Origin of the sequence: Aquabacterium sp., assembly GCF_021768455.1 — a bacterium.
Taxonomy (GTDB): Bacteria; Pseudomonadota; Gammaproteobacteria; order Burkholderiales; family Burkholderiaceae_C; genus Aquabacterium.
This window is the reverse complement of record NZ_JAIZVX010000024.1, coordinates 1-17946: the sequence shown is the minus strand read 5'-3', so window position 1 is coordinate 17946 and position 17946 is coordinate 1. Positions and strand designations below refer to the sequence as shown.

Genomic DNA, 17946 nt, shown 5'->3' with positions numbered 1-17946 from the left:
GCTCAGGTGGCAGGGCGTCGTGCCTGCACCACTGCTTCGAGCGTGGGGCGGGTGGGGTGGACGTGTCGGATGCCCTGTTCACGGGCCGCTTCGGCGATGCGCGGGTGGGTGACCAGGGCATGGACCTCGTCCCAGCAGGGTGGGGGCAGCTGGGGCCAGGCCGGGAGATGGTGTTGCACCAGGTGGTGCAGCGCCTGGGAGCTGCTGAGCAGCCAGATGTGCTGGCCGGGCTGGGCCAGGGCCTCGCCAGCGAGGCGGACTTCGGCGGCCGACCAGGTGCCAGGGCCTCGCTGATAGCAGAGCACCGCTTCGACCTGAGCGCCGCGTTCGCGCAGTTGCTGGGCCAGCCAGGTGCGGCCTTTGGCCTCGCCCTGGTCGCCCCCGCTGACGATGGCGACGTGCTGGCCGGCCCAGTTCAGAGGGCTGAGCACGGGCCAGAGGGTTTCGGAGTCGAACTGTTCGGCTTCCTGGGGCGGCGTGAGCAGCTGCTCGGCCGTGAGTCCGTGGGCGCGGCCAGCCGCCAGCAGGGCACGGGCGGTGCCCGGGCCGGGGGCGGCGGCAAAGCAGGTGGGTGGCCAGGCGAGACCCGCCGGGCGCAACCGGAAGAACCACTCGACGGCGGCGGGGCTGACGAACATCAGCAGCCGCGTGGTGGGCAGTCGCTGCCAGAGGGCCAGAACGGGCGCCGGATCGGCCGGGCCTTCGATGGCGATCAGTGGCAGGGCCACGGCATCGAGGCCCTGGGCGCGCAGCGCCTGGGCCCATTCACCGGCCTGGGGTTGCGGGCGGGTGACCAGCAGGCGCATGGACAAGGCCGCGGCGGCGCTTCAATCGGCCTGGGGGGCCGGGTGCAGGGCGGCCAGCCAGGCCGGGCCTGCCTGCGCCTGCAACGTGGCCGCGACGGCCTGGCCCAGGGCGTCGGCCTCGGCATGGCTGCGCACCGCAACGGCCTGGCGGGCGCTGACGATGCCGGCCTGTTCCGGGTGGCCGAGTCGGGCCTCCAGCACCAGTTGCGCGCCCTCCCAATGGGCGAAGGCGGCCAGGGGCATGGAGCAGCTGCCTCCCAGTGCGCGCGAGACGGCCCGTTCGGCCAGCGTCGCCAGCCAGGTGGGTTCGTGGGCGAGGTGCAACAGGGCCTGCCGCAGTTCGGCGTCGGCGGTGCGGACTTCCAGGCCCAGGGCGCCTTGGCCGGCGGCCGGCAGCATCTGTTCGGCAGGGATGTGTTCGCGGATGCGCTCGGCCAGGCCCAGGCGCTTCAGGCCGGCTGCAGCGAGCACGATGGCGTCGTACAGGCCTTCGTCGAGCTTGCGCAGGCGGGTGTCGAGGTTGCCACGCAGGGGCTCGATCTTCAGGTCGGGGCGCAGGGCCTTGATCTGCACCTGGCGGCGCAGGCTGGAGGTGCCCACCACGGCGCCCTGGGGCAGCTCGGCCAGGCTGGCGTACTTCGGCGAGACGAGCGCGTCGCGCGGGTCTTCGCGCTCCATCACGGCGGCCAGCACAAAGCCTTCTGGCAGCTCCATCGGCACGTCCTTCAGGGAGTGCACCGCCAGGTGGGCGCGGCCTTCTTCGATCGCGACCTCCAGTTCCTTGACGAACAGGCCCTTGCCGCCGACCTTGGAGAGGGCGCGGTCGAGGATCTGGTCACCCTTGGTGGTCATGCCCAGCAGCTCGACCGTGCGACCGAAGCGGGTCTGCAGCAGGTCACGGACGTGCTCGGCCTGCCAGAGGGCGAGGCGGCTTTCGCGGGTGGCGATCACCCAGGGGGAGGTAGGCTTGGAAGACGCGGTCATGGCCCGATTATCAGGCCCGCCGACGTGCCTGGTCGGTGCGCGCGTTCAGCCTTTGCCCGGGGGCAAGGCCAGGCGGCGTTTCTGCGTCTGGTTGACGTAGTGCTGCAGGCTGCGGTCGCGGTGGTCCAGGCCCAGGAGTTCGCAGCCCAGGCGGGCCCCCTTGGCCTCCGGGTTGATCACGGTGACGTGGTGGATGACCAGGCCGACATCGAGCCTGGTTTCGTCGTCCAGCGTGACCTGGCAGTGGTTGATGCGCACGCCAGCCGGGATCATGGGCACGTTGTCCGGCAGGAAGAGGGCGATGCCGCCCAGGCTCACGTCGATCACGCGCAAGGACAAGGCCATGTCGGGCAGGGCAGGGTGGCGGAAGGTGGCCATCGGGGTGTGGCCCGAGAGCGGCCGCACGCGGAAGGCGCCGCGGCGCTGGAAGCGGTAAAGCACCCGCGGCAGGCTGCCGTTGAGTGCCTGATGCTGGCCGCCGCGCACGCGCACGAGGCCATCGACGTCGAACTGCAGCTTGATGCTGTCGAGGTAGGCCACGGCCACCACCTCGTTGCCTTCGAGCAGGGCCTGCAGGCGGGCGTCACCGTCTTCGGCGCTGAAGCTGATCGTCTGGCGCTGGGTGTCCAGGCTCCACAGCAGGGTGCTGTAGCTGGCACCGCCCGGACCACTGAGGGTCACAAGCACATGGCCCTCCTGCAACTGGCGCAGGAAGGCCAGGATCTCGACGGGCGAGGTGATGCGGAAATCGTCCAGATCGGGGGCTTGGTTCACAGGCGGCCCGTCTGTTCAGTGCATCTTGTGCGGATCGGTGCTGCTGCCCATCATGCGGCTGAGGTCGTTGATCCACGGTTCGGCGAGGTTGCGGATCTCGGCGTCGTTGACCAGGATGCGCTGCATGATGCGGGTCTTGAGCGCCAGCTCGTCGGCGCCCATGGGGTGCTCGTCGGAGGCGTGCTTGAGTTGCGCGATCAGCACGGCGCAGGCACCTTCCAGCTTGACGACGGTGTCCCAGTCACCGCTGCGGGCGGCGTTGAGCATGTCCTGGCTGGCGCTTTCGATGGCTTCGTAGTAGCTCAAGAGACTGCCTTGAAAAAGTTCTTCTTCAGCCACGCTGATGAGTTCGGGGGCGTTCATGCGTGGAGCTCCATGCCCGAGGGCATCCTGGTGCCAGGGGCGTTCGAACTGATGGCCTCCCATGCTTCCCGCACGGGCTGCATGAGTGCGACACATTCGTCGAGTGCGGCCTGGTCGTTGCGGAGGTTGGCGTGCGTCAGGCGCAGGCAAACGTAGGAGTAGAGGTTGTTCAGGTTTTGTGCCAGCTCGCCACCTGCGCGCAGGTCCAGGCTGGCCTTCAGGCCTTCGTCAACGATGCGCAAGGCGCGGCTGAGGGCTTTGCCCTTGAGCTCCGTGTCCTTGTTGTTCATCGCGCCGCGGGCTTCTGCCACGGCATCGAAAAAGCCTGTGAGCAGCAGCTTGATCAGCTGGTGAGGGTTGGCCCCGCTGATGCTGGTCTCCACGCCGACCTGCTTGTACAGCGACGACATGGTGCGGTCTCCAGCTGGGAGGGGACGGGAGAAGGGACTGGCCGGTGCAAACATCTTCGGGCTCTTCGTGGTTGACGTTGATGTTGAAGTTATCGACCTGTCTTTGTTCAGCTTGACCCCACTGGAAACAGAATATGAGGGGTATATCGACCTCAGCTGTTGTTCAAGGCGGCCAGTTGGGCGGTGACGTAGGTCGACAGGCCATTGAGCTTGGCCATGTTCGTGTCGAGTGCCGTGTACTGCGCGCGCAGGCGTGTTTCCACCAGCGTGGCGTGGTCGTTGATCTGCTCGATCTTGTCTTTGTTGCGCGTGATCTGGGTCTTCAGGCCGCTGGTCTTCGAGTCGATGGAGCCATCTGTGTCGAGCACCTGCTTGGTCAGCTTGAAGAGCATCTGCGACATGCCGTTGTTGGCCGTCACGGTCTCGTCGCTGTTGGAGAAGAATTTCTTCAGCTCCGTCATGTTGGCCATCGCGTCGGTCAGCTTGCTCGTTTTCGTGGACAGCGTGCCGTCGGTCTTGATGTCGATGCCGATGTCGGACAGGCGTCCAAAGGTCGAAGACGCCGATGTGCCCGACCCCATGAGGCTGCGCAGCTGCGACAGCAGCCCGCGGGCGGTTGCGTCGCCTTGCAAGGGGCCGCCTGTTTTCGAGCTGGCGTCGTACAGGGTCTGAACACGGATGGTGCTCACCACGCTGTTGTAGGCCGAAACAAAGTCCGTGATGCCCTTCTGGATGCTGGCTGTGTCCTGTGCCACGGTGATGGTCGCAGCGCTGGAGGTCACCTTGTTCAGCTTGAGGGTCACGCCATCGAGCACGTTGCTCATGGTGTTGCTGGCAGAGGAGACGCTGATGCCATTGATGGTCGCCTTGGCGTTCGTGGCCGCCTGCGATTGGGTCATCTTGTTGCTGCCGTCGGTCTTGGTGCCGTCGTAGGCCAGCGCAGACAGGCCTGGCGCCGTGGCGGTCTCCGACACCGAAACGCGGAAGCCATTTTCCTCGCCGGTCGATCCACGCATGATCAGCCGCGTTCCCGCGGCGTCGTTGATCAGCGATGCGGTCACCCCGGCATTGGCGCCATTGATGCGGTCGCGGATTTTTTCCAGCGTGTTGTCTCCGGGCCCGATCTCGATCTTCACCGTGCTGGCCGCGGCCTTGGCATTGAAGGTCACCGCGGGCGGGGTGGCATTGTTGGTGCCATAGGTGCCCAGCTCGATCGTGATTTCGCCTTCACCCACGGCCGCGGTCTTGCTGGCGTAGGCGCCACTCGTGAGGTATTGCGCCGAGGCCAGCTGGTTGACCATCACGTTGTAGGCGCCGGCGATCGCGTCGCTGGTGGTGGCCACGGAAACGCTGGTGTCGTCGCTGGAGGCTCCTGTCGTGGCGCCCCAGAAGTCACTGCTGTTGAGGGACTTGGCGGCATCCTGCAAGGCGGAGAACGTGCTCTGGATCTTGCCCCATGTCGACACCTTGGTGTCAAGCTTGGTGTTGGCGGTGGTTAGCGCATCGGCTGGTTGCTTTTCGATCGCCACCAGTTTGGTGACGATGGTTTCTGCATCCAGGCCGCTGCCTACGCCAAGTGAAGATAAGGACGCCATGGTAGTTACCTCTCAATGCACTGCTGTCCGGGAGGCATGAGACCACCCGGACATCGAGGTTGTCGGCAAACCACAAGGAAACTTGAACAGCCGCCTCGAGCGAGCGTGACGAATGTCGCCCTTAGCCTTGCAGCAGCTTGAGGACCTGCTGCGGGAGCTGGTTGGCCTGGGCCACCATGGCCGTCCCCGCCTGTTGCAAGATCTGTGAGCGAGACAGGTTGGCCGTCTCGGCGGCAAAGTCGGCATCCATGATCCGACCGCGTGCGGCAGACTGGTTTTCCACGCTGACCTGAAGATTGGAAATCACGGCTTCAAAGCGGTTCTGTGCGGCACCGAAGCTTGCTCGCTTGTCGTTGACGACGTCCAGCGCCGCATCGATGGCGTCGATGGCCCCATCGATCTGGGCGGCGTCAGCGAAGTTGCTGGCCGAGCCGGACGCCGCTGCGCCGATCGCGATGCCGTTGGTGCCGTCCCAGCGGCCGACGACGGTTGCGAGCAGGTCGACCTCGGCCGTGGCGGAGGTCGATGCCACAGCGGACGCCGCGGTCGTGGACGTGCCACCGCCCAGGACCGCACCGCTGATGTTGATGGTGTCTTCTGCGGCCGTCCCTGCGCCCACCTGGAATTCCAGCGTCGTGGCCGCCGTGGCCGAGAAGAGGGGTTTGCCGTTGAACTTGGTGCCATCCACCGTGCGCGAGATTTCTTCTTGCAGTTGCTGGAATTCCTTCTGCAGGTTGGCACGGTCACCTGAAGAGTTGGTCGCATTGCGAGATTGCACGGCCAGTTCCCGCATGCGCTGCAGGTTGTCGCCGATCTTGCCGAGCGCACCTTCCGCTGTTTGCGAGAACGAAATGCCGTCGTTGGCATTGCGGATCGCGACGTTCATGCCCCGAACCTGGGTGTTCATGCGTTCGGCGATCGCCAGGCCGGCCGCGTCATCCTTGGCCGAGTTCACCCGCAGACCAGAAGACAGTCGCTGCATGGAGGTCGACAGCGAGGTTTGCGACATGTTCAGATTTCGCTGGGCATTGAGCGAAACGACGTTCGTATTGATCGTTTGGGGCATGTTGGCACTCCTACAAATTCCAGTGAATCCCGGCACGGACGCCGGCCTGCTTCAAGCTGGCCAAAGACGTTGTGTGGTGCTTCGACCTGTGGATGCAATGTTCAGTCTTTTCAGAAGTGCCCAAGCCTGGGATGTGCGGTAGTTTTGCCCTCTATTTCAACGCCGACACCCTCAAAAATGAAAAATCCGCCCCTGGGGGCGGACTGGAAGGAGGGGGTGCAGATCAACGCAGCAGCGAGAGCACCTGTTGGGGCAGCTGGTTGGCCTGGGCCACCATCGCCGTGCCGGCCTGCTGCAGGATCTGAGACCTGGAGAGGTTCGCCGTTTCCGTCGCGAAGTCGGCATCGACGATGCGACCTCGTGCGGAAGCCTGGTTCTCGATGTTGGTCTGCAGGTTCGAAATCACGGCTTCGAATCGGTTCTGCGATGCACCGAAGCTGGCGCGCTTCTCGTTGACGATGTTCAGGGCCTTGTCGATCGCATCGATCGCATCGCCAGCCTGCGTGGCATCGGCAAAGTTGGTGGCCGAGCCCGAAGCCGCGCCGCCGATCGAGATGCCGTTGGTGCCGTCCCAGGCGCCGGTGACGGTGGCCATCAGGTCGACTTCGGCCGTGGCAGAGGTCGCGGCAATGGCGGAGGCGGCGCTGGTCGAGGTGCCACCACCCAGCACGGCACCGGCGATGGTGATGGTGTCGGTGGTGTCGGTGCCTGCGCCCACCTGGAAGGACAGGCTGGTTTCGGCGCCGTCGGCAAACAGGGCCTTGCCGTTGAACTTGGTGCCGTCCACCGTGCGGGTGATTTCGGCCTGCAGTTCCTTGAATTCCTTCTGCAGGTTGGAGCGGTCGCCCGAGGAGTTGGTGGCGTTGCGGGACTGGACGGCCAGTTCACGCATGCGCTGCAGGTTGTCACCGATCTTGCCCAGCGCGCCTTCAGCGGTCTGCGCCAGGGAGATGCCGTCGTTGGCGTTGCGAACGGCGACGTTCATGCCGCGGACCTGTGAGCTCATGCGCTCTGCGATGGCGAGGCCGGCTGCGTCGTCCTTGGCGGAGTTCACGCGCAGACCCGACGACAGGCGTTGCATCGAGGTCGAGAGGCTGGATTGAGAGGCCGACAGGTTGCGCTGTGCGTTCAACGAGACGGCGTTGGTGTTGACGGAGGTGGACATGGTGCGATCCTTTGGCAATAAAACTACCCGGCGACAGCGCCGGCGAACAAGTACCGTCTGGGCCCAAGGCCGTTGACGACTTCACCTGCCCGACGCTAGTCAGCTCATGCCTCTGTGGTGTTCTCCACCTGAAGCTGTCAGCCAGCTAACCGGACCCCGGGGCTTGTCAACCCCGTTGGTTTGTATATCGGACCCGGTCTGCGCCGTCTTGAGTGTTTTTTTTAACGCTATCGAAGTTCTCTTCGTGTTCACGTACTTGACGTTGGCGAGAGAAGAGGTCTTTCTTCGGCGCTCATGCGGCGATCTTGAGGGCCTTTTGATTTCTAGACTGATGCCAGCTCAACACCTTGAGTTCTGGCTTGTCGTGCAGGGCAGAGCGAGATATCGGGAACCTCGATGACACACATCAGCAAGCACCAGCAAAGGCAGTCCAAGCAGGCTCACCAGCAGTGGCGCAATGGTGTGGCCTTGTCCAAGCAGGGGAAGTGGCACGACGCGATCACGGCCTTTGAAAATGCGCTGCGTTCGGCACCCGATGACGATGTCTATCTGCTCAATGCGGCCAAGGCCTGTCAGCAACTGAAGCGCTACGACGAGGCACTGGCGTATGCAAGCAGGGCGGTTGCGCTGCGCCCTGACGAAGAGCTGCCCATCTTGTTGAAGGCCCGGGCCCTGCATCGCTTGCAAAGGGAACATGAGGCGTGCGCCTGCCTCCTCAGCCTGCCCGATCACCTTCGCACCACCGTGGACTTCTGGGTGATCATGGGCATGGCCCAGCAGAACCTGGCGGAACACCGTGAGGCCATCGGATCGTTCATGAACGCGCTGGCGATCAAGATCGACGATGCCATGTCCCACTACCGCATGGGCATTTCCTTCTATGAACTGCAGTTCAAGGAGGAGGCCAGCGAATGCTTCAGGACCGGCTTGCAGCTTGGCCTCGGGCCCAATGATCTGCATGTGCACGGCATGTTGGCCTACGCCGAACGAGAAAACTGCCGCTGGCCTCAAGCCGAAGAAGAGATGGCACACCTGCGCCGCATTGTGGCGTCCTTGCCGGAAGGGGCTGCCGTCATGAGCGCACCGTTCGCGCACGTCACCTTGATGGACGACCCCTTGCATCAGAAGAAGGCCGCAGGCCTGATGTCGCGGACCATTTCGGATGTGACGCCCGTGTCGCGGCTGGCGACACCTGTCGGTGCGCGCATGCGCATCGGTTACCTGTCCAGCGATTTCTATCAGCATGCCACCTGCGTGCTCATGGGGGAGCTGTTCGAGCACCACGATCGCAGCCGCTTCGAGGTCTTCGTGTACTCGCATGGCAAGGACGACCAGTCCGCCATGCGCAAGCGTGTCCAGAATGCATCGGAGCACTTCATCGATCTGCGCGGTCAGACAGACCTGCAGATGGCCGAGCGCATCGCTTCCGATGGCTTGGACCTGCTGATTGACCTCAAGGGCTACACGTCCTTGAACAGACTGGGTGTGTTCGCACGCCGTCCCGCGCCCGTCCAGGCCAGTTTCCTGGGCTTTCCCGGCACCTTGGGCGGAGACTTCATCGACTACATCATTGGTGACCCCACGGTCACCCCTTTGGCGCATGCAGCCCACTTCAGTGAGCAGATCGCGCAGATGCCCATTTGTTATCAGCCCAACGATCGTCAGCGTGCTCGGCCCTTTCCTTTGACGCGAACGCAGGTGGGGTTGCCGGAGGACGCTTTTGTCCTGTGTGGCTTCAACCAGGCCTACAAGATTTCCCCTGAGGTCCTGGACGTCTGGTGTGGCTTCCTTCGTGACATCCCGAATTCGGTGCTGTGGTTGCTGGACTGGCATGGTCAGGCTCGACCTCACCTCGAACACGAGTTGTTGGCCCGGGGTGTGGACCTGTCTCGCATCTGCTGGGCGCCCAGGTGGTCGCTTGAGCACCACATCAGCCGCATCCGTCTGGCAGACGTCTTCATCGACACCTGGCCCTGCAATGGCCACACCACCGCCAGCGATGCGCTGTGGTCCGGCCTGCCCGTCGTGACCTATCAGGGGCAGACCTTTGCGTCCCGTGTGGCATCCAGCCTGGTGCAGGCCTGTGGTCTGCCCGAACTGGTTTGCGCGTCCATCGCCGCGTACCGCGACACGGTGCTGGCGCTGGCGGCAGACCCCGACCGTGTCGCGGCACTCAAGGCCAGGCTGGAAGAAGCGCGCGAAACCTCGCCCCTGTTCGACAGCGCACGTTTTGCGCGCGATTTTGAATCACTGTTGTCCCGAATGATCGAGCGTCACCGCGCGGGCGAGCCGCCTGCACACCTGCTGGCGCAATCCCTTGCCCATTGATCCATAAGGAGCGGCCATGCACACCCTCATCGATGCCCCGATCGAAATCGAACGCAACCCGTCAGCCGTCGACCCGCATCAGAGGATGCTGGCACTGGCCTGCCTGAAGGCCGATGTCTTGAACCTGTTCGTGACCCACGGACAGGTCCGAAGACTCGCCGATTTTGGTCCGCCGTCACCCTTGCTCAGTCGTCTGGTGGATGTGCCCTTGTCCCTGCATGTGACCTATGGCGGAGATCCCTTGCCCACATGGCTGGGGGACATCTGCCAGCACGAGGGGCACGCCCAGATCGCGCTGTTCGAGTGTCAGGCCGGGATGGCGCAGATGAGTGTCTTGCACGAGTCCTTGCTAGAAGGCCTGGATGGCAACGAACACGACCTGATCCTGCACACCGCATTCCAGTCTTCGACCGACCTGGTGCTGGTGTTTGCGGCGGATGACATGTCCGGCCTGCGCACCTGGGTGTCCGCAGAGCGTGAGGACTTCGTGTTCAAGGGGAGTGTGTCCTGCGCCCTGCCAGGCGAGGATGGCTGCTTCCTGTTGTTCCGTCGAGTGCTGCCCCTTTGAACCGCGGTCGGGCTTGGCCCGTCGCACTTTGGAACCCTCCCATGGACATCCTCAATGTGGGCGTCATCCTGGCCGCAGGCCATGGTGAGCGCAGCGGCTTCGAGCAACCCAAGCAGATGATGAAGCTGGCCGGGCGCCCGCTGGTGGAGCACACGCTGCGCGTCTTTCAGGACAGTCCCGACATCCACGAAATCCTGGTCGTCACCAATGCGCAATGCCTCAGCCGCATCGAAGACATGGTTGCCGGCCAGCGCCTGAGCAAGGTCAAGGGTGTGCTGAAGGGCGGCAAGGCGCGCCACGAATCTTCCCTGAGTGCGATTGCCGCTTACAGCGATCGCACGCACGACCGGCGCGTGCGCCTGATCTTCCATGACGCGGTGCGCCCTTTGGTCGATGCGCGCATCATCCGCGACGTGGTCAAGGCGCTGGATCACTACAACGCCGTCGACGTCGTGGTGCCCACCACAGACACCATCGTGTCGGCTGACCCGATGACCAACACGATCGAGTCCATCCCCGACCGCAGCCGTTTGCGCAATGGTCAGACCCCCCAGGGTTTTGCACTGGAGACCATTCGGGAGGCCTACGAGCGTGCGCGCCATGACCCCTACTTTCGAACCACCGACGATTGCGGCGTGGTGTTGAAGTACCTGCCCGATGAAAAGGTCTACCTGGTCGAAGGCGCGCACAACAACATGAAGCTGACCTACGCCGAAGACCTGCATGTGCTCGACAAGCTCCTGCAGTTGCGCTCGCGCAAGACGCTGGCCCAGGCCGATACCAAGCTGCTTGCCGAACTCAAGCACAAGGTGGTGATGGTGGTGGGGGGCACGAGTGGCATTGGCGAGGAGATGGCCCGCCTGGCTCAGGCCTATCAGGCCAAGGTGGTGGTGGTCAGTCGCCGCAATGGCGTCAACGTTGGCGAGATGGCCTCGTTGCGACAGGCCATGGCGACGGCCGCCGCAGAGCATGGGCGCATCGACTTCATCGTCAATTGCGCGGCGATCCTGTCCAAGCAACCCTTGCTCAACATGGCATACGACGAAGTGCTGGAGGCCATCCAGGTCAACTACGTCGGTGCGGTCAATGTGGCCATTGCAGGCTTCGAGCATCTGCGCAAGACACGTGGGCAACTGTTGAACTTCACCTCCAGTTCCTACACCTATGGGCGTGCTCACTACAGCCTCTACAGTTCGTCGAAGGCCGCCGTGGTCAACCTCACTCAGGCCCTGGCCGAGGAGTGGCACCCGGAGGGGGTGCGCGTCAATTGCATCAACCCCGAGCGCACCAACACCCCCATGCGCCGCAAGGCCTTCGGCATCGAGCCACCGCAAACGCTGCTCGATGCCCGTGCGGTGGCCATCCAGTCGCTTCTGGTCTTGCTCAGTCCCAGTACCGGGCAGGTTTTTGATGTGCGCCTGGATGGGCAGTCTGTCCCGGCTGCAGAAACAGCGGGTTCCGGCATGGCCTACGCCTGAAGCCTTGGCCCTGTTTGGGGTGTCGCCTAGCAAAAAGCCCGACGTTGTCGGGCTTTTTGTTGTGCGGTCCGGGCGCTTTCTGAGCGCCCCCGTGCCCTCATTGACGTGGGACGCGTTGGACCGCCCGCTCGATTTCCTCGACGATCAGCTGGCACAGCTTTTCTGCCGAACTGCCATCGCGCACTTCGTACAGACGGGCCAACAATTCCTGGCGCTTGGCTGTGTGCGAAGGGGTTTCCAGCTTGGGGGAGGCGAGCAGTGCCAGAAGGGCTTCCGGTGTCTTGAGCACAGGGCCGACCAGGGTGGTGTCCTTGTCGTCGTGCAGCTTGCGCGATCGCGTCACATATTGTTCGTAGTCTGGCTGGAACTGGATCACAGGTCGGTCCAGGTGCAGGTAATCGAACAGCACCGATGAGTAGTCGGTGATCAGTGCGTCGCTCTCGCGCAGCAGGGGGTAGATGTCAGTGTTGGGCCGAACGAAGCGCACATGCGGCATCGAGGGCTGCAACTGAGGGATGCGATCCTGCTCGCAAGGGTGCAGGTTGACGATCAGGGTGTCGCCACGCCGGCTCATCTTTTGCGCGATGGCATCCAGCCCGATGTCGGTGATCCAGCTGCCAAGGCGCGCGTCGCGGAAGGTGGGGGCGTACAGGAAGACGCGACCACCGGCGTGCCGAGCCTTGCGCATCAAGGCCAGGGTGTCCGTGTCCACGTTCTCCAGGTCCCTGATGCCGGGCTCTCGATAGAGCACATCGTTGCGGGCATAACCCAACGTGGCATAGCGCTCGAAAGAAAACGAACGACGCCATTCCGGCTCCAGGCAGGCCGAAGTGCTCACAAAAGTGGAGAACGGCCCACACGTGCTCAGAACCTTGGCGGTATGAGGCGAGAAGGCACTCAGTGGCGGGATGTTGGCGTAGCCCACGTCCTTGATCCCGATCCCGTGCCACAACTGGATGTGCCGTGCGCCAGCAAGAAAGGCTGCGATGTTCGGCCCGACGGTGATGAAGTGATCGTCCGTCACCAGCACGGCGGCGCTGAAGACCACGTTGATGTGTTCGGCTGTCCACTCGCTTGCGCGGAAAGGCAGGCAGCGACCACCGCCAAGTCGCTCGACGGTGTCGCAGGTCGACTCGTCTAGCGGCAGAAACCAGCAGTCCACGTCCAGCGCCTTTGCTCGCTCGGTCATGGCCAGCCAGGTGTACTTGATGTTGTCGCAGAAAAACTTGCGCCCGAGGAAGACCGCTGTGCGTCGCTTGGGATGCGCCTTCGACACCTCGGTGACGTGGCGCACCATGGCTTCCTGAGCCAGGCGGTTTTCGAGTTCTTTCACCTTGGCACGCAGGGCGTCGACCTCTTGCGATGAACGCTGCGGCACGGGGGGCGGTGGCTTCAGCGCCTCGGCCTTTTGCTGAACGTCCAGCACGGTGGTGACCAGGGAGTCGATGGCCTGTGCGACCTCGCCATTGAACTGTTCCAGTTGCGCAAGCCGTGTCAGCAGATCGTGGGGCTCAACCGAGTTTTGCGGCGGATCGCTGTGGGCTAGTTCGGTGATCGGGCTGGTGTCGGCTGACATGGTGTGGGCGGCAGGGCAGTCCCTGACGGGTGGATGTGACCATGTCGAGTGTAGGCATCGGGCCAGCGCGGCGTCTTCGCAAATGGCGGGCGATCTCCGCCCAATCCCTTGTCTCGCCCGCAGGCATGGGCATGTCCGGCGTGCAAAGACCTGCGCAAAAGCCTCAGCCGCCGCTCAGCAACTGCCTCAGGGTATCGAGGTTGTGCTGCGCCAGGTGGCTGCCGCGTCCCGCGACCGCGCCTTCCAGACGTGGGTTCTCACCGATCTCCGTGCAGCGCAGCCAGGCCTGCTCGACCATGGGGACGAGTTCCGCGGCGGTGTCGGTGTGCCGCAGCACGTGTTCAAGCAGCACATCGCCGAGCACAAAGTAAAAGTCTGGGGAGTCTCCCCAATGAGGCATGACCTGCTCCGCCAGGTCAATCGCTTCGGCGGTCTGTCCTTGGGCCTTGAGCGCGAAGAGCTGGCGCAGCAGCAGGTCGTGCCGCCACCCCGGTTCACGGGGCGTGTCGGTGGGCAGCAGCGCGGCAGCCTGTGCATAGGCCTGGCTTGCGGCGTCGAAGCGGTCATGCACTTCGTGGTCCTTGCCCAGTTGGTAATGCAGGTAAGCGTCACCAGGTGCCTCGGCCACAGCGGCCTCCAGCAGCATCTGGTTGCGGCCCTGTTTGCGCACCATCTGCTCAGGCAGGTAGCCATCGTGTTGCACGCGGATGGCCAGGTCATGGCGCGGCAAGTCACTGTCAACCTGTTCGTGCACGACGCCGGCGAAGCCAATGCCTCGGGGCAGCACACGAGAAAGCCAGGACGAGGCTGCTTGGAGGGCTTCGGCACCTTGGGACTGCTGGAAGGTGCTGCACACCTCGATGCGACCGATGAAATCGGGGCCTTGTCGACGCAGGTTTTGCAAGGCTGCCGCCCCGTCCACCAGGGTTTCGTCGGCGTCCAGCACGAGGTTCCAGTCGCATTGGCTCAAGGCCAGTGCGGCATTGCGTGCGGCGGAGAAATCGTTCACCCATGTGAAATGGCCGACCTGTGCGCCGGCCATCCGGGCGATCGAGACCGTGTCGTCGGTCGAGCCGGTGTCGAGCACGACCATCTGGTCAACATGCGGGCGCACGCTGTCCAGGCAGCGACCCAGGCAGCGCGCCTCGTCGCGCACGATCATCACCAGGGCGAGTGTGGCCGGTGTGGTCGTGGCGGTCAAAACAAGCTCCGCCCCGTCAAGCGCTCATGCTCCCTCACGGCGAACCGGTCCGTCATGCCCGCGATGTAGTCGGCGATCGCCCGGTGTCGGTCTTCGCGTTGCGAGAAGTCGGTGGGCATGGCCTCGGGCTGGGCCACGTAGGCGGCAAACAGTTCGCTGATGACCTGTTTGGCGCGGGCCGTGGTGTCGTTCACCTGGGGATGGCGGTAGAGCTCTTTGAAGAGGAAGCGCTTGAGCTGGGTGCTGGCCTCGCGCATGGGTTGACTGAAGCGCACCAGCGGTGGGCAGAGCCGGGCCTCGTCGGCGGTGACCGGCAGGTGCCGCGCGATGTTCGCCTTGGTGGCGTCGATCACGTCATAGACCTGCTGCGAGAGCATGCGCCGGATGGTGTCGAACAGCAGACGGCGTCCGCGGGCCTGCGGAAACTCGGCCAGCGTCTCGTTTCGAAAGCGCACGAACAGCGGCACGGCCTCCAGCTGGTCCATGGTGATCAGGCCTGAGCGCACGCCATCGTCGATGTCGTGGGCGTTGTAGGCGATCTCGTCGGCCAGGTTGCACAGCTGGGCCTCCAGGCTGGGCTGGGTGCCTTTCAGGAACCGCTGGCCCACGCCGCCGGGCTCCTGCGCTTCCAGTTGCTCGGCGTGGCTGCGAGAGCAGTGCTTGAGGATGCCTTCGCGCGTCTCGAAGCTCAGGTTCAGGCCGTCGTAGGCCAGGTAGCGCTCTTCCAGCTTGTCCACCACCCGCAGCGACTGGAGGTTGTGCTCGAAGCCGCCATGCCCCTGCATGCACTCGTTGAGCGTGTCCTGCCCGGCGTGGCCAAAGGGGGTGTGGCCCAGGTCGTGCGCCAGGGCAATCGCTTCGACCAGGTCTTCGTTGAGACCCAGCGAGCGGGCCACCGAGCGCCCCAGCTGCGCCACCTCCAGCGAGTGCGTGAGCCGCGTGCGGAAGAGGTCGCCCTCGTGATTCAGGAACACCTGGGTCTTGTAGACCAGACGCCGGAAGGCCGTGCTGTGCACGATGCGGTCGCGGTCGCGCTGGAAGTCGCTGCGCGTGGGGGCGGCCGCTTCGGGGTGTCGGCGCCCCTTGGACTGCTCAGGATGACTGGCGTAAGGGGCGAACCACATGGGGTGCTTTCTGCTGCGGCGGTGAAGGGCGAGGGATCAGGCCGTGTGCGCCGCGATCACATCGCGCACCATCTGCTCCGGTGCCCCCTGCATGGTGGCCCGCCCCAGGGGGCCGATCACCACGAAGCGGATCTCCCCGCCTTCGGCCTTCTTGTCCACCTGCATCAGTTCCAGGTAGCGTTCGGCACCCAGCTTGGGCCCCTTGGTAGGCAGCCCGGTGCGTGCGATCAGGGCGGTGATGCGCTGCGCGGTGCCCGCGTCGATCAGACCCAGGCGCGCAGAGAGGTCCGCCGCCATCACCATGCCGGTGCCCACGGCCTCGCCGTGCAGCCATTCGCCGTAACCCAGTCCGGCCTCGATGGCGTGGCCAAAGGTGTGGCCGTAGTTCAGGATGGCGCGCAGGCCGGCTTCCTTTTCGTCCTGGCCCACCACCCAGGCCTTGATCTCACACGAGCGCTGGATGGCCAGTTTCAGGGCCGTGCGGTCGCGAGCCAGCAGGCGGTCCATGTTCGCTTCCAGCCAGTCCAGGAAGGCCAGGTCGGCGATCGGGCCGTACTTGATCACCTCGGCCAGACCGGCCAGCAGCTCGCGCTGGGGCAGGGTGTCCAGGGTGACCAGGTCGCAGATGACGCGCTGGGGCTGGTAGAAGGCCCCGATCATGTTTTTGCCGGCCGGGTGGTTGATGGCGGTCTTGCCCCCGACGCTCGAGTCCACCTGCGCCAGCAGCGTGGTGGGCACCTGCACAAAGGGCACGCCGCGCATGTAGCAGGCTGCGGCAAAGCCGGTCATGTCACCCACGACGCCGCCACCCAGTGCGTACAGCACGGTCTTGCGGTCGGCTGCTTCTTCCAGCAGGCGGGTGAAGATCAGGTTGAGCGTGGCCCAGTCCTTGAACTGCTCGCCATCGGGCAGTTCCACGTCCAGCACGTCCTTGTGGAAGGGTGCGATCGCCGCGCGCAGTTGCGCCGTGTAGAGCGGGCCCACCGTGGTGTTGGTGACGATCAGCGCCTTGCTGGATTTCGGCAGGCCCTGGAAGGTGTCCGCCTGCTGCAGCAGCCCTTCGCCGATCAGGATGTCGTAACGACGGTCGCCCAGGTCGATCTGGACCGTGCTGGTGCCAGCGCTGGGGGAGGAGAGAGGCGGGAGTGAGGTCGATGCCATGGACGCGGTGTCGCAGAAAGCGCAGTGAACATCAGGCAGGGCCTGAAAGCGCCCCGAACTTCGCGGAAGTTCGGTCCCAGCCGCGACGCGTGGGGCATCAATCTAGAAAGAGGGTGACGAGCCTGATCTCGGCACTGGATGCATTCGGTTAGGGCTGCTTCGTTCCCGACCTGACCCGGTTGGCCGCGCACCCATGCGAGGAGGCCCGTCATTGCCGATTGTATGCGATGCCCCGGCTTCGCCCGCCGGGACCGGGGCCTTTTTGCCACGCTCACCCTGGCACAGCCTCGGGTGGGCGGGCGCAAGCCTCAGCGCAGTTGCAGTTCGTCGGCGCCGTAGACCACGTTCAGGGGCTCGATCACCACCTGCTTGGGGCCGTCTTCCACGCGGCCGGCCACCATGGCCTCGATGCCCTGGGACTTGGCCACTTCCACCACGCGCTCGGCCTGGTCGGCGGCCACGTAGAGCGCGAAACCGGCGCCCATGTTCAGGGTGCCATAGGCTTCGTGGTCGTCCAGGCCGCATTCCTTCTGCATGAAGGCCAGCACGGCCGTCTTGGGCGGCACGGCGGTGATGCGGTAGGTCAGGGCCTTGGGGTGGCGCAGCAGCTTGCGCCAGCCATGGCCGGTCACGTTGGCGCAGTAGTGCGGGAAGATGCCTTCCTTGGCCAGGGCTTCGGTCACGGGCGAGTACAGCGTGGTCGGGGCCAGCAGGGCCTCGCCGTAGGTCTGGCCATTGCCGATGTCGGTCAGGTAACCCTGGGGCAGGCGCTCAGCCAGTTTGCGGGCCAGCGAGAGGCCGTTGGCATGGATGCCGCTGGCGGCCAGGAAGACGATGGCGTCACCGGCGCCCAGCTTGTCGCCTACCGAGAGGCGTTCCTTCGGGCTGATGATGCCGGTGCAGGACGAGGCCAGGTCGACGCGGCCATCGGCCACGATGCCGGCCAGTGCGGGCGTTTCGCCGCCACCCCAGGCCACATTGCTCACCTGGCAGGCCTTCTTCCAGCCGGCCACCAGGGCGTTGGCGCGCACCTTGTCGCCAAACCAGTCGGAGCCACCGGCGGCCCAGTAGGCCTGCACCACCAGGGGCGTGGCACCCACGGTGATCAGGTCGTTCACCGCCATGGCGATGGTGTCCTGGGCGATGCTGTCGTAGTAGCTCTTGCCCGTCAGGGTGGCCATTTCGTCGGCCACCAGCGTCTTGGTGCCCAGGCATTCCACGATGGAAGCCAGGTACATCGGGCCCACGTCGACCACATAGGCCGACTCACCGCGCGAGGCCAGCACTTCCGTGAAGCCGTGGCTGGCCAGGTGGGCACCCGTTTCGGCCGCGGCACGCTGGGCGGCC

General features: G+C 64.6%; 16 protein-coding genes and 1 other RNA gene. 3 read left to right on the top strand and 14 right to left on the bottom strand.

Translation table 11 applies throughout. From position 1 onward, the window contains the following. Positions 1 to 2: 2 nt before the first annotated feature. The 8 genes from QZ994_RS05265 to QZ994_RS05230 form a co-directional block, all read right to left on the bottom strand. Positions 3 to 806 carry a uroporphyrinogen-III synthase gene (locus QZ994_RS05265; protein WP_290869230.1) on the bottom strand — a complete coding sequence of 268 codons (804 nt, stop codon included), beginning with the start codon at positions 804 to 806 and terminating at the stop codon, positions 3 to 5. Positions 807 to 827: 21 nt separating this feature from the next. Next, positions 828 to 1790 carry a hydroxymethylbilane synthase gene (gene hemC / locus QZ994_RS05260; RefSeq protein ID WP_290869227.1) on the bottom strand — a complete coding sequence of 321 codons (963 nt, stop codon included), beginning with the start codon at positions 1788 to 1790 and terminating at the stop codon, positions 828 to 830. Between the two features lie 45 nt (positions 1791 to 1835). Next, the gene (locus QZ994_RS05255) at positions 1836 to 2564 is read right to left on the bottom strand and encodes a flagellar brake protein (RefSeq protein WP_290869224.1); all 729 of its coding nucleotides are present in this window, start codon (positions 2562 to 2564) and stop codon (positions 1836 to 1838) included. A 15-nt stretch (positions 2565 to 2579) separates the two neighbouring features. Further along, entirely contained in the window at positions 2580 to 2927 is a 348-nt protein-coding gene (locus QZ994_RS05250) for a flagellar protein FliT (RefSeq protein ID WP_290869221.1), read from the bottom strand. Further along, a complete protein-coding gene (gene fliS / locus QZ994_RS05245; RefSeq protein ID WP_290869218.1) occupies positions 2924 to 3337 on the bottom strand; it encodes a flagellar export chaperone FliS in 414 nt (137 codons plus the stop codon). Before fliS ends, QZ994_RS05250 begins: the two co-directional genes overlap by 4 nt. Before the next feature lie 152 nt (positions 3338 to 3489). Further along, the gene (fliD, locus tag QZ994_RS05240; protein WP_290869215.1) at positions 3490 to 4932 is read right to left on the bottom strand and encodes a flagellar filament capping protein FliD; all 1443 of its coding nucleotides are present in this window, start codon (positions 4930 to 4932) and stop codon (positions 3490 to 3492) included. Positions 4933 to 5053: 121 nt separating this feature from the next. After that, positions 5054 to 5998: a flagellin gene (locus QZ994_RS05235; protein WP_290869212.1), complete on the bottom strand. Its 945-nt coding sequence runs from the start codon at positions 5996 to 5998 to the stop codon at positions 5054 to 5056. Between the two features lie 223 nt (positions 5999 to 6221). After that, positions 6222 to 7163: a flagellin gene (locus QZ994_RS05230; RefSeq protein WP_290869210.1), complete on the bottom strand. Its 942-nt coding sequence runs from the start codon at positions 7161 to 7163 to the stop codon at positions 6222 to 6224. A gap of 396 nt (positions 7164 to 7559) precedes the next feature. Here QZ994_RS05230 and QZ994_RS05225 point away from each other — a divergent pair, with 396 nt between their 5' ends. From QZ994_RS05225 to QZ994_RS05215, 3 genes are read left to right on the top strand one after another with little or no spacing between them, the layout of a single operon-like run. Continuing rightward, complete coding sequence (locus tag QZ994_RS05225; RefSeq protein WP_290869207.1) at positions 7560 to 9491, top strand: glycosyltransferase family 41 protein; 1932 nt, start codon at positions 7560 to 7562, stop codon at positions 9489 to 9491. 16 nt (positions 9492 to 9507) lie between these two features. Beyond that, positions 9508 to 10059 (top strand): hypothetical protein, encoded by a 552-nt coding sequence (locus QZ994_RS05220; protein WP_290869204.1) that lies wholly within the window; start codon positions 9508 to 9510, stop codon positions 10057 to 10059. A 41-nt stretch (positions 10060 to 10100) separates the two neighbouring features. Continuing rightward, positions 10101 to 11537 carry a bifunctional cytidylyltransferase/SDR family oxidoreductase gene (locus QZ994_RS05215; RefSeq protein WP_290869201.1) on the top strand — a complete coding sequence of 479 codons (1437 nt, stop codon included), beginning with the start codon at positions 10101 to 10103 and terminating at the stop codon, positions 11535 to 11537. A gap of 97 nt (positions 11538 to 11634) precedes the next feature. Here the strand turns inward: QZ994_RS05215 and QZ994_RS05210 are convergent, their stop codons facing one another. The 6 genes from QZ994_RS05210 to QZ994_RS05185 all read right to left on the bottom strand — a co-directional run. Beyond that, positions 11635 to 13113: a CDP-glycerol glycerophosphotransferase family protein gene (locus QZ994_RS05210; RefSeq protein WP_290869199.1), complete on the bottom strand. Its 1479-nt coding sequence runs from the start codon at positions 13111 to 13113 to the stop codon at positions 11635 to 11637. A 163-nt stretch (positions 13114 to 13276) separates the two neighbouring features. Then, positions 13277 to 14314 carry a glycosyltransferase gene (locus QZ994_RS05205; protein ID WP_290869196.1) on the bottom strand — a complete coding sequence of 346 codons (1038 nt, stop codon included), beginning with the start codon at positions 14312 to 14314 and terminating at the stop codon, positions 13277 to 13279. Continuing rightward, a complete protein-coding gene (locus QZ994_RS05200; protein WP_290869193.1) occupies positions 14311 to 15438 on the bottom strand; it encodes a deoxyguanosinetriphosphate triphosphohydrolase in 1128 nt (375 codons plus the stop codon). Before QZ994_RS05200 ends, QZ994_RS05205 begins: the two co-directional genes overlap by 4 nt. A 36-nt stretch (positions 15439 to 15474) precedes the next feature. Beyond that, positions 15475 to 16599 (bottom strand): 3-dehydroquinate synthase, encoded by a 1125-nt coding sequence (gene aroB, locus QZ994_RS05195; RefSeq protein WP_290869190.1) that lies wholly within the window; start codon positions 16597 to 16599, stop codon positions 15475 to 15477. A gap of 112 nt (positions 16600 to 16711) precedes the next feature. Then, positions 16712 to 16809: signal recognition particle sRNA small type (gene ffs / locus QZ994_RS05190), an RNA gene on the bottom strand. A 98-nt stretch (positions 16810 to 16907) separates the two neighbouring features. Continuing rightward, a partial coding sequence (locus tag QZ994_RS05185; RefSeq protein WP_290869187.1) for an AIR synthase-related protein occupies positions 16908 to 17946 on the bottom strand: 1039 nt, incomplete at its 5' end.

Bases quoted from the DNA above. Each gene is read 5' to 3' on its own strand.
- QZ994_RS05215 (WP_290869201.1), top strand. From the start codon at position 10,101: ATGGACATCCTCAATGTGGGCGTCATCCTGGCCGCAGGCCATGGTGAG.
- QZ994_RS05210 (WP_290869199.1), bottom strand. From the start codon at position 13,113: ATGTCAGCCGACACCAGCCCGATCACCGAACTAGCCCACAGCGATCCG.
- QZ994_RS05225 (WP_290869207.1), top strand. From the start codon at position 7,560: ATGACACACATCAGCAAGCACCAGCAAAGGCAGTCCAAGCAGGCTCAC.
- aroB (WP_290869190.1), bottom strand. From the start codon at position 16,599: ATGGCATCGACCTCACTCCCGCCTCTCTCCTCCCCCAGCGCTGGCACC.
- QZ994_RS05250 (WP_290869221.1), bottom strand. From the start codon at position 2,927: ATGAACGCCCCCGAACTCATCAGCGTGGCTGAAGAAGAACTTTTTCAA.
- QZ994_RS05230 (WP_290869210.1), bottom strand. From the start codon at position 7,163: ATGTCCACCTCCGTCAACACCAACGCCGTCTCGTTGAACGCACAGCGC.
- fliD (WP_290869215.1), bottom strand. From the start codon at position 4,932: ATGGCGTCCTTATCTTCACTTGGCGTAGGCAGCGGCCTGGATGCAGAA.
- hemC (WP_290869227.1), bottom strand. From the start codon at position 1,790: ATGACCGCGTCTTCCAAGCCTACCTCCCCCTGGGTGATCGCCACCCGC.
- QZ994_RS05220 (WP_290869204.1), top strand. From the start codon at position 9,508: ATGCACACCCTCATCGATGCCCCGATCGAAATCGAACGCAACCCGTCA.
- fliS (WP_290869218.1), bottom strand. From the start codon at position 3,337: ATGTCGTCGCTGTACAAGCAGGTCGGCGTGGAGACCAGCATCAGCGGG.
- QZ994_RS05200 (WP_290869193.1), bottom strand. From the start codon at position 15,438: ATGTGGTTCGCCCCTTACGCCAGTCATCCTGAGCAGTCCAAGGGGCGC.
- QZ994_RS05265 (WP_290869230.1), bottom strand. From the start codon at position 806: ATGCGCCTGCTGGTCACCCGCCCGCAACCCCAGGCCGGTGAATGGGCC.
- QZ994_RS05235 (WP_290869212.1), bottom strand. From the start codon at position 5,998: ATGCCCCAAACGATCAATACGAACGTCGTTTCGCTCAATGCCCAGCGA.